The organism is Cyanobium sp. N5-Cardenillas (genome assembly GCF_024345515.1).
GTDB lineage: Bacteria > Cyanobacteriota > Cyanobacteriia > PCC-6307 > Cyanobiaceae > Cyanobium.
Map to the genome: position 1 here is coordinate 1 of NZ_JAGQBG010000051.1, position 15,231 is coordinate 15,231.

15 protein-coding genes are annotated in these 15,231 nt (G+C 71.1%); 9 read left to right on the top strand and 6 right to left on the bottom strand.

The window, feature by feature from the left end:
* The coding region (locus KBZ04_RS06005) for a 2-phosphosulfolactate phosphatase (protein WP_254991044.1) at positions 1-127 on the bottom strand (127 nt) is incomplete at its 3' end.
* Positions 128-199: 72 nt separating this feature from the next.
* Between KBZ04_RS06005 and KBZ04_RS06010 the strand changes: the two genes are divergently transcribed.
* Together KBZ04_RS06010 and KBZ04_RS06015 are read left to right on the top strand one after the other, a co-directional pair.
* The gene (locus KBZ04_RS06010) at positions 200-1,774 is read left to right on the top strand and encodes a UbiD family decarboxylase (RefSeq protein WP_254991030.1); all 1,575 of its coding nucleotides are present in this window, start codon (positions 200-202) and stop codon (positions 1,772-1,774) included.
* Complete coding sequence (locus KBZ04_RS06015) at positions 1,774-2,220, top strand: RrF2 family transcriptional regulator (protein ID WP_254991031.1); 447 nt, start codon at positions 1,774-1,776, stop codon at positions 2,218-2,220. The genes KBZ04_RS06010 and KBZ04_RS06015 overlap by 1 nt, the downstream gene beginning before the upstream one ends.
* On the opposite strand, the gene ubiG is transcribed toward KBZ04_RS06015, so the two are convergent.
* Entirely contained in the window at positions 2,189-2,974 is a 786-nt protein-coding gene (ubiG, locus tag KBZ04_RS06020) for a bifunctional 2-polyprenyl-6-hydroxyphenol methylase/3-demethylubiquinol 3-O-methyltransferase UbiG (RefSeq protein ID WP_254991032.1), read from the bottom strand. The two genes, KBZ04_RS06015 and ubiG, sit on opposite strands and share 32 nt — an antisense overlap.
* Between ubiG and KBZ04_RS06025 the strand changes: the two genes are divergently transcribed.
* Positions 2,949-3,692, top strand: a complete 744-nt coding sequence (locus KBZ04_RS06025) for a TIGR04283 family arsenosugar biosynthesis glycosyltransferase (protein WP_254991033.1) — start codon at positions 2,949-2,951, stop codon at positions 3,690-3,692. The genes ubiG and KBZ04_RS06025 overlap by 26 nt on opposite strands.
* Here KBZ04_RS06025 and KBZ04_RS06030 read toward each other — a convergent pair.
* A complete protein-coding gene (locus tag KBZ04_RS06030; protein ID WP_254991034.1) occupies positions 3,591-4,382 on the bottom strand; it encodes a DUF547 domain-containing protein in 792 nt (263 codons plus the stop codon). The two genes, KBZ04_RS06025 and KBZ04_RS06030, sit on opposite strands and share 102 nt — an antisense overlap.
* A 92-nt stretch (positions 4,383-4,474) precedes the next feature.
* On the opposite strand from KBZ04_RS06030, the gene KBZ04_RS06035 reads away from it, so the two are divergent.
* The 6 genes from KBZ04_RS06035 to KBZ04_RS06060 all read left to right on the top strand — a co-directional run bounded on the left by KBZ04_RS06035 (position 4,475) and on the right by KBZ04_RS06060 (position 9,476).
* Positions 4,475-4,804 carry a DUF2605 family protein gene (locus KBZ04_RS06035; protein WP_254991035.1) on the top strand — a complete coding sequence of 110 codons (330 nt, stop codon included), beginning with the start codon at positions 4,475-4,477 and terminating at the stop codon, positions 4,802-4,804.
* A 93-nt stretch (positions 4,805-4,897) separates the two neighbouring features.
* Positions 4,898-6,205: a 3-phosphoshikimate 1-carboxyvinyltransferase gene (gene aroA / locus KBZ04_RS06040; RefSeq protein WP_254991045.1), complete on the top strand. Its 1,308-nt coding sequence runs from the start codon at positions 4,898-4,900 to the stop codon at positions 6,203-6,205.
* Positions 6,180-7,106, top strand: coding sequence for an MnmC family methyltransferase (locus KBZ04_RS06045; protein ID WP_254991036.1), 927 nt, complete (start codon positions 6,180-6,182; stop codon positions 7,104-7,106). The genes aroA and KBZ04_RS06045 overlap by 26 nt, the downstream gene beginning before the upstream one ends.
* Positions 7,107-7,135: 29 nt before the next feature.
* Complete coding sequence (gene glmU / locus KBZ04_RS06050) at positions 7,136-8,512, top strand: bifunctional UDP-N-acetylglucosamine diphosphorylase/glucosamine-1-phosphate N-acetyltransferase GlmU (protein WP_254991037.1); 1,377 nt, start codon at positions 7,136-7,138, stop codon at positions 8,510-8,512.
* A 47-nt stretch (positions 8,513-8,559) separates the two neighbouring features.
* Positions 8,560-8,931, top strand: coding sequence for a VOC family protein (locus tag KBZ04_RS06055; protein WP_254991038.1), 372 nt, complete (start codon positions 8,560-8,562; stop codon positions 8,929-8,931).
* Positions 8,928-9,476, top strand: coding sequence for a tryptophan-rich sensory protein (locus tag KBZ04_RS06060; protein WP_254991039.1), 549 nt, complete (start codon positions 8,928-8,930; stop codon positions 9,474-9,476). Before KBZ04_RS06055 ends, KBZ04_RS06060 begins: the two co-directional genes overlap by 4 nt.
* Here the strand turns inward: KBZ04_RS06060 and KBZ04_RS06065 are convergent.
* From KBZ04_RS06065 to KBZ04_RS06075, 3 genes are read right to left on the bottom strand one after another with little or no spacing between them, the layout of a single operon-like run.
* On the bottom strand, positions 9,435-11,630 hold the full coding sequence (locus tag KBZ04_RS06065) for an FAD-dependent oxidoreductase (protein WP_254991040.1): 2,196 nt from the start codon (positions 11,628-11,630) through the stop codon (positions 9,435-9,437). The genes KBZ04_RS06060 and KBZ04_RS06065 overlap by 42 nt on opposite strands.
* Positions 11,627-12,874, bottom strand: a complete 1,248-nt coding sequence (locus KBZ04_RS06070; protein ID WP_254991042.1) for an NAD(P)/FAD-dependent oxidoreductase — start codon at positions 12,872-12,874, stop codon at positions 11,627-11,629. Before KBZ04_RS06070 ends, KBZ04_RS06065 begins: the two co-directional genes overlap by 4 nt.
* A 53-nt stretch (positions 12,875-12,927) precedes the next feature.
* On the bottom strand, positions 12,928-15,045 hold the full coding sequence (locus KBZ04_RS06075; RefSeq protein ID WP_254991043.1) for a M3 family metallopeptidase: 2,118 nt from the start codon (positions 15,043-15,045) through the stop codon (positions 12,928-12,930).
* Positions 15,046-15,231 lie beyond the last annotated feature (186 nt).

Below are 15,231 nucleotides of genomic sequence, written 5' to 3' on the forward strand. Positions count from 1 at the left end.
GGAGCGCCCAGGCGATGGTGGTCGTGGCCCGCAGCACATCGATGACCACGGCCGCATCGGGGCCGTCCTCCTCGGGAGAACGCAGGGGGGGAACCGCTTCGGACGTGTGGAAGTAGGAGAGCAGCACGGGACGCGATCGCTACGGGGGTGCGTCACAGTAGGTAGCAGCTCGACGGCTCAGGACGACGTGGCGGGAGTGGTGGCCGACGGGTTTGGGAGCGGCAAGGCGATCGGACGGCAGCGCAATCTGCGCGATTTCCTGGCGTTGCTGGAGAAGCGCGGCCAGCTGCGGCGCATCACGGCGCCGGTGGACCCGGATCTGGAACTGGCGGCCATCGCCGATCGGGTGCTGGCCATGGGAGGCCCAGCCCTGCTGTTTGAAAACGTGATCGGCTCCCCCATGCCGGTGGCGGTGAACCTGATGGGCACCGTGGAGCGGGTGCTGTGGAGCATGGGGATGGAGCGGCCCGAGGAGCTGGAGGCCCTCGGTGAACGCCTGGCCCTGCTGCAGCAGCCTCGGCCGCCGAAGGGACTCAAGGAGGTGATGAAGTTCGGGGGGGTGTTCTGGGACCTGGTGCGGGCCCGGCCCGACCTCGACCTCACCCCCCCCTGCCACCAGCAGGTGCTGCGGGGCGAGCAGGTGAACCTGGAGTCGCTGCCGCTGCTGCGCCCCTGGCCCGGGGATGCGGGCGGGGTGATCACCCTCGGGCTGGTGATCACCAAGGACCCCGAGACCGGCGTCCCCAACGTCGGTGTCTACCGGCTGCAGCGCCAGTCGATCAACAGCGCCACCGTGCACTGGCTGAGCGTGCGGGGCGGCGCCCGGCACCTGCGCAAGGCGGCGGCCATGGGCCGCAAGCTCGAGGTGGCGGTGGCCATCGGTGTGCATCCGCTGCTAGTGATGGCGGCGGCCACACCGATTCCCGTGCAGCTGAGCGAATGGCTGTTCGCCGGCCTCTACGCGGGCGAGGGCGTGCGGCTGGCCCGCTGCAAGACCCTCGACCTGGAGGTGCCCTCCCACAGCGAAGTGGTGCTGGAGGGCACGATCACCCCCGGTGAGGTTCTCCCAGACGGCCCCTGCGGCGACCACATGGGTTTCTACGGCGGCGAGGAGGATTCCCCCCTGGTGCGCTTCCACTGCGTCACCCAGCGCCGGGACCCGATCTTCCTGACCACCTTCAGCGGCCGTCCGCCGAAGGAGGAGGCGATGCTGGCGATCGCCCTCAACCGCATCTACACACCGATCCTGCGCCAGCAGATCCCGGAGATCGTCGATTTCTTCCTGCCGATGGAGGGCCTCAGCTACAAGCTGGCCGTGATCGCCATCGACAAGGCCTATCCGGGCCAGGCGAAGCGGGCGGCCATGGCCTTCTGGAGTGCCCTGCCCCAGTTCACCTACACCAAGTTCGTGGTGGTGGTCGACAAGTCGATCGCGATCCGCGATCCGCGTCAGGTGATCTGGGCGATCAGCGCCCAGGTGGATCCGCAACGCGACCTGTTCGTGCTGGAGGACACCCCCTTCGACTCGCTGGATTTCGCCAGCGAACGGCTGGGGCTCGGGGGACGGCTGGCGATTGATGCCACCACCAAGATCGGCCCGGAGAAACGCCATGACTGGGGCCAGGCCCTGGGCCGGGATGCCGCCCTGGAGGCGCGGGTGGATGGCCGCTGGAGCGAACTGGGCCTCGACGATCTCGGCCAGGGCGAGCCGGATCCCGCCCTGTTCGGCTACACCCTGGAGCACGTGCTGGAGCGCCTCGCGGCCGGCCGCTGATGCTGCGTCGCAGCGGCATTTACGCCCTCAAGGCCCTGCTGGAGCTGGCCCTGGATCCGCCGCGCTGGCAGTCGGTGAACGCCCTGGCCGAGGCCCAGGACCTGCCCGCACCGATGCTGGAGCAGCTGATGCTGAAGCTGCGACGGGCCGCGCTGGTGGAGTCCAGGCGTGGCCGGCAGGGGGGCTACCGGCTGCGGCGCCTGCCCGCCGAGGTGCCCCTGGCGGCGATCCTGGCTGCCGTCGACGCCCCGGCCGCCAGCCTGGTGGCCCCCGCCGAACCGGAGCAGGACCCCCAGCCCAGTGACCGGGTGACCCGGGTGCTCAACCGACGCCTGCTGCAGGCCCTGGAGCGGGAACTGGACCGCCTCACCCTGGAGGACCTGCTGTTTGATCTGCGCAGCGCCCGGGCGGCCTTCAGCGAATCCGGGGGCCTGCTGCTGGGCTGAGCCGGGCCGTTCCGATGAACATCACCTCCAGATCCTGGTCGAAGGTCACCTGGAAGCCGCCGGTGCGCAGGTAATGGAGCAGCCGGCCCAGGGTGCGCAGCGGACCACGGCCGAACAGATCCATGCCCTGCATCCGGATGGCGCTGAATCCGCTGGCCAGCAGCCAACCCTCGAGGGCCTCCGGTGCCACGAACCGCTCCCAGTCGTGAACGCCTGCCGGAATCAGCCGCAGCAGCGTCTCCAGCAGCCAGATCATGGTGAGCCGGGAGCGGAAGGTGCGGTTGATGGTGTCGAAGCAGAAGGTTCCTCCAGGGGCCAGAACCCTGGCGACTTCAGCGATCACGGCGTCCGGACGATCGACATGCTCCAGCACATCGACGCAGATCACCACATCGAAACGACCGGAAGCGAAAGGAAGTTGCTCCGCCAGTCCCACCCGGTAATCGATCTCCAGACCCGACACGGCCGCATGGGTCCTGGCTGCTTGAATGCAGGGACCGGACCGGTCGACGCCGCTCAGGCGGGCGCCCCGGCGCGCCAGAAACTCACAGGTGTAACCGCCACCGCAGCCCACATCGAGGACGTGCAGATCGCTCCATTGGGGAACAAACTGATCGAAGCAGAGAAAGCGCAGTGGATTCATTTGGCTGAGCGGAAAGATGGTGGCGGTTTCTTCCCACCAGACGGCCGCCTGTTGATCGTAGAATGTAAGATTGTTGCGCAACAAGGTGACGGCGCCGTCGGTTTCGATCATTATCCCGACCCTCAACGAAGCCGGTCACCTGGGACGCACCCTCCACCAGCTGGAGATCCTCGATCCGGCGGCCGACGAGGTGATCGTGGTGGATGGCGGCAGCACCGATGCCACCCTGGCCAGGGCGCATGTGCACGGCTGTCGGGTGATCCGCTGCCGGCAGGTGGGGCGGGCGGTGCAGATGAACCGGGGGGCCTCGGAGGCCCACGGCGAGATCCTCTGCTTCCTCCATGCCGACACCCTGGTGCCCTCGGATCTGGTGCTGCTGGTGACCGCCACCCTGGCCGACCCGGCCATCAGCTGCGGCGGCTTCCTGGCGCTGATGCGCGGCGGCCAGCGCACCCGCTGGGGGGTGAGCCTGCACAACGCCCTCAAGACCCACTACGCGGCCCTGCTGTTCCGGCCCCACCGCTACCTGCTGAACGGCTTCCGCGTGCTGTTCGGTGACCAGGTCATGTTCTGCCGGCGGCGCGACTTCGAGCGCTGCGGGGGCTTTGACGACACCCTCCCGATCATGGAGGACGCCGATCTCTGCGAGAGGCTGGGCCGGCTGGGCCGCATCCGTCAGGTCAACCGGGTGGTGGAAGGCTCCGACCGCCGGGTGGCGCGCTGGGGGTCATGGAAGGCCACCGGGGTCTACCTGATGATCGGCCTGCTCTGGGGCCTGGGGGTGCCGGCCACGCGGCTGAAGCGGTTCTACGGCGACATCCGCGACTGAGTCCCGTCCGTTGAGTGCCCAGTCGTAGGGCAGGTAGCGGAGCCGGACGTCAGCCGGAAGCGCCAGCTCCGACCGGTAACGGCCCACATAGGCGGGGATGGAGGGGGCCACCGCCAGAACGTCGCCGCGGTACCACTGGAAGATCCGGCTGACATGCAGGGTGCGGCAGGTTGGATCGAAGCGCAGCTTCAGGGGGTTCCGCAGGAACCGGTGGGTGTCCTCCTCCAGCTGGGCGTCGAGCCGTTCGGCCCGGTAGGCCTCCGGCCGCAGCAGGGGGCAGCCGACGGCAGCGCAGACCAGGGCGAAATGGAGGCGGGGATCGCCGAAGCGGGGCCGAAGAATCCCGTGCTCGATGCGATTCAGGCTGAGGGACTGGCCCTGCAGGCTGATCACCGGTCGGGAGAAGAAGGCCAGGAACGCCGGCCAGTTGGGCACCGCCGCGACGGTGGGGCGAATCGAGGCCACCGGGAAGCGCGCCAGCACCTGGCGGATCACCAGGGCGTTGTAGAGGTTGATCCACAGGGCCATGGCCTCGGCCCTAGAGCCGGGCTCAGGATCGAAGGGCCGCTGGGCCGCCAGCCAGTGCTCCAGTTCCGCCGTCCCCTGGCGCTGCCAGGTGGCGTAGTCCACCCGGCCGCGGTCGTCCACATGGCGGCGCAGCAGGGCATCCCAGGCGTCAACGTCTTTCATGGGGCGACCCTTCGGAACCCATCGTTCCACGCCCATCCGGGGATGGGGATCCGTACCCGGGCAGCCACGGCAACGATTCCTACGCTGGATCCATGGTTCCCGCCCCCTCCCTGCCCGATCCCACCGGCCCGTTGCTGGAGGAGATCCTGGTGCCGTTGCTGCAGGACTACGCCGAGTCCTTCGATCGCGGTCTGCTGCTGCTCGACCACTGCCCGGAGGCGGTGCTGTCCCTGGCCAACCAGCACCAGTTGCGGGTACGTCTCGAGGAAGCACGCCGGTCCCTGGCGGCGGCCAGGTCCCTGCGGGCCGCCGCCCCCAAGCCGATGGGCCTGTCCATGGAGACGATCACCCCCTGGCATCGGCTGGTGGTGGAGGTCTGGAGCCTGTCGGCCAGGCTGCGGGCGATCGGCATTCGACCCTGAACGGGGGCCGGAACAGGCCACTCCATAGGATCACGCCAGTTGGCGCAACAGCTCTTGTCCTCCTCCGCGGCTGTTGGTACGAGCGAGGCCGCCCTGCCGGCGCCCCTGGTGCTGCCGGCCGGGGGCAGTCTGCGGGGGAGCGTGACGGTGCCCGGCGACAAGTCGATCTCCCACCGCTCACTCCTGTTCGGGGCCATCGCCGAGGGCACCACCCGCATCGAAGGGTTGCTGCCCGCCGAAGACCCCCTGAGCACCGCCGCCTGCCTGCGGGCCATGGGCGTCACGGTGTCCCCGATCGCCGCCGGCCAGCCGGTGACCGTCGAGGGGGTGGGCCTGGACGGGCTGCGGGAGCCCGGCGACGTGCTCGACTGCGGCAATTCCGGCACCACCATGCGGTTGATGCTGGGGTTGCTGGCCGGCCGGGCGGGGCGCCACTTCGTGCTCAGCGGTGATGCCTCCCTGCGCTCGAGGCCGATGCGGCGGGTGGGAGCTCCCCTGGCCCAGATGGGCGCCCGGATCCAGGGGCGCGAGGACGGCAACCTGGCCCCCCTGGCGGTGCAGGGACAGAGCCTGCACGGCAGCGTCATCGGCACGCCGGTGGCCTCGGCCCAGGTGAAGAGCGCTCTGCTGCTGGCCGCCCTGACGGCGAACGGGCCCACCACCGTGATCGAACCGGCCCCCACCCGCGACCACAGTGAGCGGATGCTGCGGGCCTTCGGTGCCGACCTGGTGGTGGATGGCGACCAGGGGAGGTTCATCACCGTGCGGCCTGGACCCGCCCTGGTGGGTCAGACCGTGGTGGTGCCCGGCGACATCAGTTCGGCGGCCTTCTGGCTGGTGGCGGCGGCAATCACCCCGGGGGCCGATCTCACGGTCGAGAACGTGGGCCTCAACCCCAGCCGCACCGGCATTCTCGATGTGCTGGCCGAGATGGGCGCCCGGATCAGCGTGCTCAACAGCCGCGACGTGGCCGGCGAGCCGGTGGGGGATCTCCGCGTCCAGCACGGCCCGCTGCGGGCCTTCCGCATCGAGGAGCCGATGATCCCCCGCCTGGTGGACGAGATCCCCGTGCTGGCGGTGGCGGCCTGCTGCGCCGAAGGGCTGAGCCGGATCAGCGGCGCGGCGGAACTGCGGGTGAAGGAGACCGACCGCCTGGCGGTGATGGCCCGCCAGCTGACGGCGATGGGGGCCCGGCTCGAGGAGCACGCCGATGGCCTCAGCATCGAAGGCCCCACCCCGCTGCACGGGGCGGAGGTGGACAGCGAGACCGATCACCGGGTGGCGATGAGCCTGGCGGTGGCCTCCCTGGTGGCCCGGGGCGACACCCGCCTGGGGCGGCCGGAGGCCGCCGCCGTCTCCTACCCCGGCTTCTGGGATGACCTGGCCCGCCTGCGGCACTGAGACGGCAGAGCCGGAACCGGGGCCCGAGCTGCTGCCCCGGCGGGGGCGTGACGGCAGCTTCAGCCTCTACAGCGTCGCGTGCGACGAGGGCTTCCACAGTGCCGCCGGGGCCCTGCGCGAGGCCAACGAGAAGTTCGTGGTCCCGGCGGCGCTGGAACGCTTCGTCCCGGGCCGGGAGCTGGTGGTGGCGGAGGTGGCCGTCGGCACCGGCACCAACACCGCCGCCCTGCTCGACGCCGCCACCACCGCCGGCCTGGGGCTGGACTGGTGGGGCCTGGAGCTGGACCATCGGCCCCTGGCCCTGGCCCTTGCGGACGCCGGCTTCCGGGCCCAGTGGTCCGCCGCGGTGATCGGCCGGCTGGAGGGCCTCAGCGACGGTCCGCGCCTGTGGCTGGGCGATGCCCGCCGCCGGCTGCCGGAGCTGCTGGAAACGCTGGCAGGTCGCTGCGACCTGGTACTGCTGGATGCCTTCTCCCCGACCCGCTGCCCCGAGCTCTGGAGCCGGGAGTTTCTGGGGCAGCTGGTGCGGCTGCTGCGGCCCGAGGGCCGGCTGCTCACCTACAGCTCCGCGGCGGCGGTGCGTCGCTGTCTGCTGGAGCTGGGGCTGGAGGTGAGGGCGATCCGGCCGCCCGCCGACGAACCGGAGCGCTGGAGCGCCGGGACGGCGGCCAGCTTCACCCCCCTGGCCCCCCATCCGGCCCTGCGCCCCCTGGAGCCCTTCGAGCGGGAGCACCTGGCCAGCCGCGCCGGCATTGCCTACCGGGACCCCAGCGGCAGCGCCACGGCCGCCGAGATTCTGGAGCGTCGGCGCCGGGAGCAGGAGCGGAGTGCCGCCCCGCCGGGTCGGCTGCCGCGGCGCCCGGGCCGCGGCGGACTGGGCCACTCCGGAGGGCACCGGTAGATTCCGGCGCAGTCGACCCGCCGCCGCCGATGCTCGCCGTTGCCGTCCTGGCCGCCGGGAAAGGGACCCGCATGAAGAGTGCCCTGCCGAAGGTGCTCCAGCCCCTGGCCGGCGCGACCCTGGTGGAACGGGTGCTGGGCAGCTGCCACCGGCTCTCCCCCGACCGCCAGCTGCTGGTGGTGGGGCACCAGGCCGACCGGGTGGAGCGCACCCTCGCCGGCGTCGAGGGCCTGGAGTTCGTGCTGCAGCAGCCCCAGAACGGCACCGGCCATGCGGTGCAGCAGCTGCTCGGACCGCTGGAGGGTTTCGAGGGCGAGCTGCTGGTGCTCAACGGCGACGTGCCCCTGCTGCGGCCGGAGACCCTGGAATCCCTGCTCTCCACCCATCGCACCAGTGGCGCCGCCGTGACCCTGCTCACCGCCCGGCTGGCGGACCCCAGCGGCTACGGCCGCGTCTTCGCTGACGCGGCGGGCCAGGTGAGCGGCATCGTCGAGCACCGCGACTGCAATCCCGAGCAGCTCGCCAACACCCTCACCAATGCGGGGATCTACTGCTTCGACTGGGCCCGCCTGGCCACCGTGCTGCCCAGCCTTAGCACCGACAACGACCAGGGCGAGCTCTATCTCACCGACACCGTGGCCCTGCTGCGCCCGGCCATGCACCTTGCGGTGAGCGACCCGGACGAGGTGGCCGGCATCAACGACCGCCAGCAGCTGGCCCACTGCGAAGCGGTGCTGCAGGACCGGCTGCGGCGCCACTGGATGGCGGAGGGGGTGAGCTTCACCGATCCGGCCAGCTGCACCCTCAGCGAGCTCACCCGCTTCGGCCGCGACGTGCTGGTGGAGCCCCAGTGCCATTTCCGCGGGGTGAACAGCATCGGCGATGGCTGCCGCATCGGCCCCGGCTGCCTGATCGAGAACAGCCACCTGGCCACCGACGTGGAGGTGGTTCATTCGGTGCTGCGCGACAGCCACGTGGAACCCAGCTGCGTCATCGGGCCGTTCGCCCAGCTGCGGGCCGGCACCCATCTGGCCGCCGGCTGCCGCATCGGCAACTTCGTGGAGGTGAAGAACAGCCGGCTGGGGGAGGGCTGCAAGGCCAACCACCTCAGCTACCTGGGCGATGCCGACCTGGGCGCCGATGTGAACGTCGGGGCAGGAACGATCACCGCCAACTTCGATGGGGTGCGCAAGCACCGCACCGTGATCGGAGGCGGCAGCAAGACCGGTGCCAATTCGGTGCTGGTGGCACCGATCACCCTCGGGGCCGGAGTGACGGTGGCGGCAGGCTCCACCCTCACCAAGGACGTGCCCGCCGGGGCCCTGGCCCTGGGCCGGGCCCGCCAGCTGGTGAAGGAGAACTGGAACCCCGCCAGCCCCCGCCAGGAGCAGGGGGTGGCGGGCTGAATCCAGAATTTCCGGCCTAATCTTGGCCCAAAAATCACCTCGCAGCCATGGCCGTCAACCCCGTCATCTGGTTCGAGCTCTACGTCGATGACATGGCCCGGGCCCGGGCCTTCTACGAAACCGTGTTCCAGCTGACGCTGGAGCAAATGTCCGATGCGGGCATGGAGTATTACGCCTTCCCGATGCAGAACGATCAGGTGGGGGCTGGAGGCGCCCTGGCGAAGATGGAGGGCATGGCCCCGGGCGGTGGCGGCACCCTGATCTATTTCCACTGCGACGACTGCGCCGTGGAGGAGAGCCGGGTGGCGGGCGCCGGCGGCACGGTGATCAAGCCCAAGATGTCGATCGGCGCCTACGGCTTCATGAGCCTGGTGCTCGACACCGAAGGCAACACGATCGGGCTCCACTCCCAGGCATGACCCCATCGGTCCCTGCCGCCCGCTTCCGCTGGTGGCATGGCGCCGCGATCCTGGTGGCCGCCAATGCCGTCAGCTTCTGGCCGGCTGGGGTGCTGGGCGACACCGCCTTCTACACCAGCTTCCGCCTGCCCCCCTACGCCCCGCCGGACTGGCTGTTCGCCCCCCTGTGGCTGGTGCTGAACATCACCTCCCTGGTGGCCCTGGCGCGGGTGGCCAACCTGGATCCGGAGCGCGCTGCCGACCGACGCCGGGGCTTGGTGCTGGTCTCGGAAGCGGTGGGCTGGCTGCTGTTCGCCGTGTTCACCACGTTCTTCTTCTGGCTGCACAGCCCGGTGCTGGCGGCCGCAGACACGGTGGCGGGGCTGGTGGTGGCGCTGGTGAGCGTGGCGGCGGCGGCGGCCCTCGATCGGCCCGCCGCCGGACTGATCGGCCTGCGGCTCCTGTGGCTGCTGCTGGCCAGTGCCGTGGCAGTGAGCGTGGCCCTGCAAAACCCCGACCCGTTCCTAACCGCCGCCCCGGCGCCAGGTGTGGAAGCGCTCCAGTAGGGCCAGGGTGCGCTGGGGCGCGTGGGACTTCTTCCAGCTCCCGGCGACGTACTTGTTGGCTTCGGCCAGGGTGGGATAGGCGTGGATCGCGCCCATCACCTTGGCCAGGCCCAGGTTCCAGCGCATCGCCAGCACGAATTCGGCCAGCAGCTCCCCGGCCTGCTCCGCCACGATCGTCACCCCCAGGATCCGGTCCTTGCCTGGTGCGGTCAGCACCTTCAGGAAGCCGGTCTCGGCCGATTCGACGATGGCCCGATCCAGCTCGGCCAGGTCGAAGCGGGTGACCTCGAAAGCCACCCCCTGCTCCATCGCCTCGGACTCGCTCAGCCCCACCCTGGCCACCTCCGGATCGGTGAAGGTGGTGCGGGGAATGACGCGGCCGTCGACGGCGAAGCGCACCGGATCGAACAGCCCGTTCACGGCGGCGTACCAGGCCTGGTGGGCGGCCGTGTGGGTGAACTGCCAGGGGCCGGCGGCGTCGCCGGCGGCATAGATGTTGGGGTAGAGGGTCTGGAGGTGGGGGTCGGTGTCGATGGTGCGGCCGGTGGGGATGCCGAGCACCTCGAGACCGTGGCCCTCCAGCCTGGCCTGGCGCCCCACGGCGCAGAGCAGTTCGTCGGCCTCGAAGCTGAGGCTGGCGCCATCCACCAACACCATCAGGCGCACACCCCCGGCAGGACCAGGCTCGACCCGTTCCACCCGGCAACCGGTGTGCACCCGAACGCCGTCGCGCTCCAGGGCCCCGCGTAGCAGCGCCCCCACCTCGGGATCCTCCCGGGGCAGGAGCCGGGCGTTGCGCTGCAGCAGGGTCACCGGCAGGCCCAGCTGGGCCAGGGCCTGGGCCAGTTCACAGCCGATCGGCCCGCCCCCCAGCACCACCAGGCTCGGCCTTGGGGACGGGTGCTCGGCCAGCGCGTCCCAGAGGGTCTCGCTGGTGCGAACCCGCACCGTGTCGATGCCGGGCAGCTCAGGAATCACCGGCGCGGCGCCGGTGGCCAGCACGATGGCCCGGGCCGACAGCACGGTCTCGCTGCCGTCGGCGGCGGTGATCGCCACCGTCCAGGGGCTGAGCAGGCGGGCCTGGCCGAGGCGCACGTCCACCCCGAGGGCGGTGTAGCGCTCGACGCTGTCGTGGGGGGCGATGGCCGCCACCTTCTGCCTCACCCGCTCCAGCACCCGGCGCAGCTCCATCCGGGGCTCCTGGGGAGTCAGGCCGTAGCGGTCGGCGTGGCGCAGGCGGGCGGCGAGGCGAGCGGAGCTGATCAGGGCCTTGCTGGGCACACAGCCGGTGTTGAGGCAGTCGCCACCCATGCGGTGCCGCTCCACCAGGGTGACCCTCGCCCGCACGGTGGCGGCGATGTAGGCGGTGACCAGGCCCGCCGCCCCGGCACCGATCACGATCAGGTTGCGATCGAAGTGGCGGGGACGGGGCCAGGGGCGGTAAAGGCGCCAGAGACGCCAGCGGCCCAGCAGCAGCTTCACGATCCAGGGCAGCAGGCCCAGCAGGGCGAAGGAGGCCAGCAGGGCCGGCGAGAGGAGGCCCGACAGGCTGGTGAGCTGGCCCAGCTGGGTGCCCGCATTCACGTACACGAGGGTGGCCGGTAGCATGCCCAGCTGGGAGACGAGCGCGAAGGGCAGCAGGGGCATGGGGGTGAGGCCCATCAGCAGGTTGACGAGCACGAAGGGAACCACCGGCACCAGCCGCAGGCTGAGCAGGTAGGCGGCGCCGTCGCGGCGGACGCCCGCCTCGATCGGCCCCAAGCGCTGGCCGAACCGCCGCCGCACCGGCTCCCGCAGCAGGGTGCGGGCGAGCAGGCAGGCCGCCGTGGCCCCCAGGGTGGAGCCGATCGACACCAGCACCGTGCCCTGGAGCAGGCCGAAGATGGCACCCCCCGCCAGGGTAAGCACGGTGGCGCCGGGCAGGGAGAGACCCGTCACCAGCACATAGACGGCCACGAAGGAGGCAGCGCTGGCCAGTGGGGCCGCCTGGCGCCAGGCCACGAGCTGGGCGCGGGAGGCCTGCAGGGCGGCGAGATCCAGCTGGCGGTACCAGCCCTGGCTGAAGAACAAGGTCACCCCGGCCAGCAGTAGGGCGACCAGCAGGAGTCGTCCCACCGAAGCGCCAGGGCGGTTCTCCTGGGCTGGGGAGCTCATGGCTGGCTCCCCTGGGGCTGGAGCGGCGGGGGGCGCTGGATCACCGGAGCGGCGGCGGCGAAGATCGCGGCCCGATCGCCGGTCAGGGGCGGGACGATGCGCTCGCCGTTGATCAGCCGTTTGGTGCGCTTGGCCACCTCCCCGGTGGCGACGACCCGGCGGTCCCAGCCTTCGGTGTACAGGGCCCCCCAGGGACCCAGATCCAGAATGGTGGTGTACCAGTCGATCCGCAGCGGCAGCAAGGGCAGCCCCAGCAGGTCGCAGACCGCGTTGTGCCCCGCGAACCGGCCCATGGGCCGGCCGTGCTGACAGGACATGACCGTGGCGTGGCCGTCGTCCAGGGCGAGGCGGGCGCTGTCGCCGGCGGCGAACACGCCGCTGAGCCCCTCGACCCGCAGTTCGGCATCGACCGGCAGCCGGCCGAGGGCATCGGTGGCCACCCCGCAGCCGGCGGCCAGCGGACTGGCCCGCATGCCGGCACACCAGACCACCGTCTGGGTGGCGATGACCTCACCGGAGTCGAAGCGAATCTCCGACCCATCAAGGCCGTCCACCCGCACACCGAGACGCGACTCCACCCCAAGGGCCACCAGGGCTTCTTCGATCACGGGCCGGGCCGCGTCGCCCATGTCGGAGCCCACCTTTGGGTTGTGGTCCACCAGGACGACGCGCACCGGCCCGGCCAGACCGGCCCGCTCCCGGACAGCCCGCAGCCGGGCCGGCAATTCACAGGCGGCCTCGATTCCGGTGAGGCCGGCCCCCACCACCACGGCCGTGAAGCGTCCGGGAGCCTCGGGACGTTCCGCCAGGGTCTCCAGGTGCCCCGCCAGCCGGGAGGCGCCGTCGTAGGTGTCGACATCGAAGCCATGGGCGGCCAGGCCAGGAACCGGAGGCCGCAGCAACTGGCTGCCAAGGGCAAAGACCAGCCGGTCGTAGGGAAGGATCAGGGGGCCACCATCCGTGTGCACGGTGACGGTCCGCGCGGCTGGATCGATGGGACCGACCTCCCCCACCAGCCAGCGCACCCCGGCGGGGCCGAGGACCACCTCCAGGGGAACCCGGAGGGGGGCCAGGTCGGCCTCGTAGTTGCGGACGCGGATGCCATGGAAGGCGTCACGGTTGATGAGCAGCACCTCGATGGTGTCCGGGCCGATCCCCAGCTGATCAAGCTGGCGGGCGGCGGAAAGGGCACTCCAGAGTCCGGCAAAGCCACCGCCCAGCACCAGGATTCGCTGGGCTCCCATCACGTGTCTCCGGTAAGGGGAGGAGCCATCAGGGGATCTGGATCACTCCTGGTTCAGGCTATCGAGGTCGCCACCAGCCCCGAGTGCCGGATGAGGGCCTCGGGGCTGGGGGGCCGGCCGCGGAAGGTCTCGAACACCTCGCCGGGATGGCGGCTGCCGCCCAGGCTGAGCACCGTCTCGCGGAAGCGGCGGCCGGTGGCTCGGATCGCCGCCTCGTTCTCCAGCCCCACCTCCTCGAAGGCGCTGAAGGCATCGGCGCTGAGCACCTCGGCCCACTTGTAGGAGTAGTAGCCCGCGGAATAACCGCCGGCGAAGATGTGGCCGAAGGAGCAGAGAAAGGCGTCCTCCTCGATCGGGTCCAGCACCGTGGTGGTGACGGCGATCTCGCGGCGCAGCTGCTCCGGTGTCCGGCCGCACTCCGGCGTCCACTGACTGTGCAGCCGCAGGTCGGTGAGGGCGAAGTGCACCTGGCGCAGGGTGGCGGCCCCGCCCATGAAGGTGCGGGCGGCGCGGAGCTTGGCGAACTCCGGCTCCGGCAGCGGTTCGCCGCTCTGCCAGTGGCGGGCCATGCCCATCAAGGTGGCGTGGTCGTAGCACCAGTTCTCCATGAACTGGCTGGGCAGTTCCACCGCATCCCATTCCACGTTGTTGATGCCGGCCGCCTCGGGGCGCTCCACGGTGGTGAGCATGTGCTGCAGGCCATGGCCGAACTCGTGGAACAGGGTCTCCACTTCCTCGAAGGTCATCAGGCTGGGGGTGTCCCCCACCGGCGGGCTCTGGTTGCAGACCAGATAGGCCACGGGCAGCACGGGCTCACCTGTTCCGTTCACCGAGCTCACCAGGCACTCGTCCATCCAGGCGCCGCCGCGCTTGCTGCCCGGACGGCTGTAGGGATCCAGGTAGAAGGCGGCCAGGGGCTCGCCGCTGCCGGCGTCCTCGACACGAAAGAAACGCACGTCCGGATGCCAGACGGGAGCCTCGCCATCGGCCGGACGGATGCGGATACCGAACAGCCGGTCGCAGAGGCCGAACAGCCCATCGAGCACCCGGGGCAGCGGGAACCAGGGACGCAGGGCCTCGCTGTCGAGATCGAAGGCCTCCTGGCGCCGCACCTCCGCCCAGAAGCTCACATCCCAGGGCTTGAGGTCCGCCGCTTCGGCCGCCCCTTCGCGGGCCGCACAGGCGCGCAACGCCTCCAGTTCCAGCAGGGCCACCGGGTAGGCGGCGGTGCGCAGGTCCTCCAGCAGGGCCTCCACCTCGGCCACCGAGCCGGCCATCTTCGCGGCCAGGCTCACCTCGGCCCAGGAGCCGTGGCCAAGGCGCTGGGCCTGTTCACGGCGCAGGGTCAGAATCCGCTCGATGGTCGGCCAGTTGCCGTCGGTCTCTCCCGAGGCCCGGCTCACGTGGGCCTTGTAGGCGATCTCCCGCAGGTCGCGGCGACGGCTGAACTTCAGGAACGGGCCGAAGCGGGGCATGTCGAGCCCCAGCAGCCAGGGCCCCTCGGCCGCCGTGGCCTGGCCATCCCCGGCGTCGCGGGCGGCCTGGGCCAGCTGCTCCTTGAGGCTCTCGGGCAGCCCCTCCACATCGGCGGGGTCGGTGAGCCGCAGGGTCCAGGCGTTGGTGGCATCCAGCACGCGGTTGCCGAAACCGGTGGCCAGCTCCGCCAGCTCCTGGCTGGCGGCGTTGAAGGCCTCCTGGGCGGCGCCCTCCAGGCCCACGCCCCGCAGCTCCATGTCCCGCAGTTCCGCCGTGAGGATCCGCTCCTGGGTGGCATCCAGACGCCCCTGGGCCTGGAGGCTGCGCAGGGCCTCGTACAGCACCCGGCTCTGGCCGGCCCGGTTGCCGAAGGCCACCACCGCCGCCTGCTGGCTGGCGTGGGCCTCCCGCAGCTCGGGGCTGTTGCAGACGCCGTTGAGGTGACTCACCACCCCCCAGCTCCAACGCAGGCGTTCGCCCAGGCGGTGCAGGGGGTCCATCACCTCCGCCCAGCCGAGGTTCCGGCCCGCCGCTGCCGCCGCCGCCAGTCCGGCCTCCAGCCGATCCAGCTCCGCCGCCAGGTCACTCAGGAGCTCAGGGATGTGGGCCCGCACCTGGTCGGGGGTGATGGCCTCGAAGCGGGGCAGGCCCTTCCCGGCCAGCAGGGCGGGGGGACTCTGAAGGGTGCTGGTCATCGCCGGGCGGCCGCTTCGATGGGAGCCACCATTTCAGCCCACCCGGGGGCCTGGTTGCGGGTCAGCCGAGGGCGGCCAACCGTCCCATGGCAACGGCCCCATGGCTGGCCAGCTCGGCCGCCAGGCCATTGGTGCTGGCCTCGTAGAGATCGATGGCCACCCGCGGCCAGAAGCCGATCACCAGGG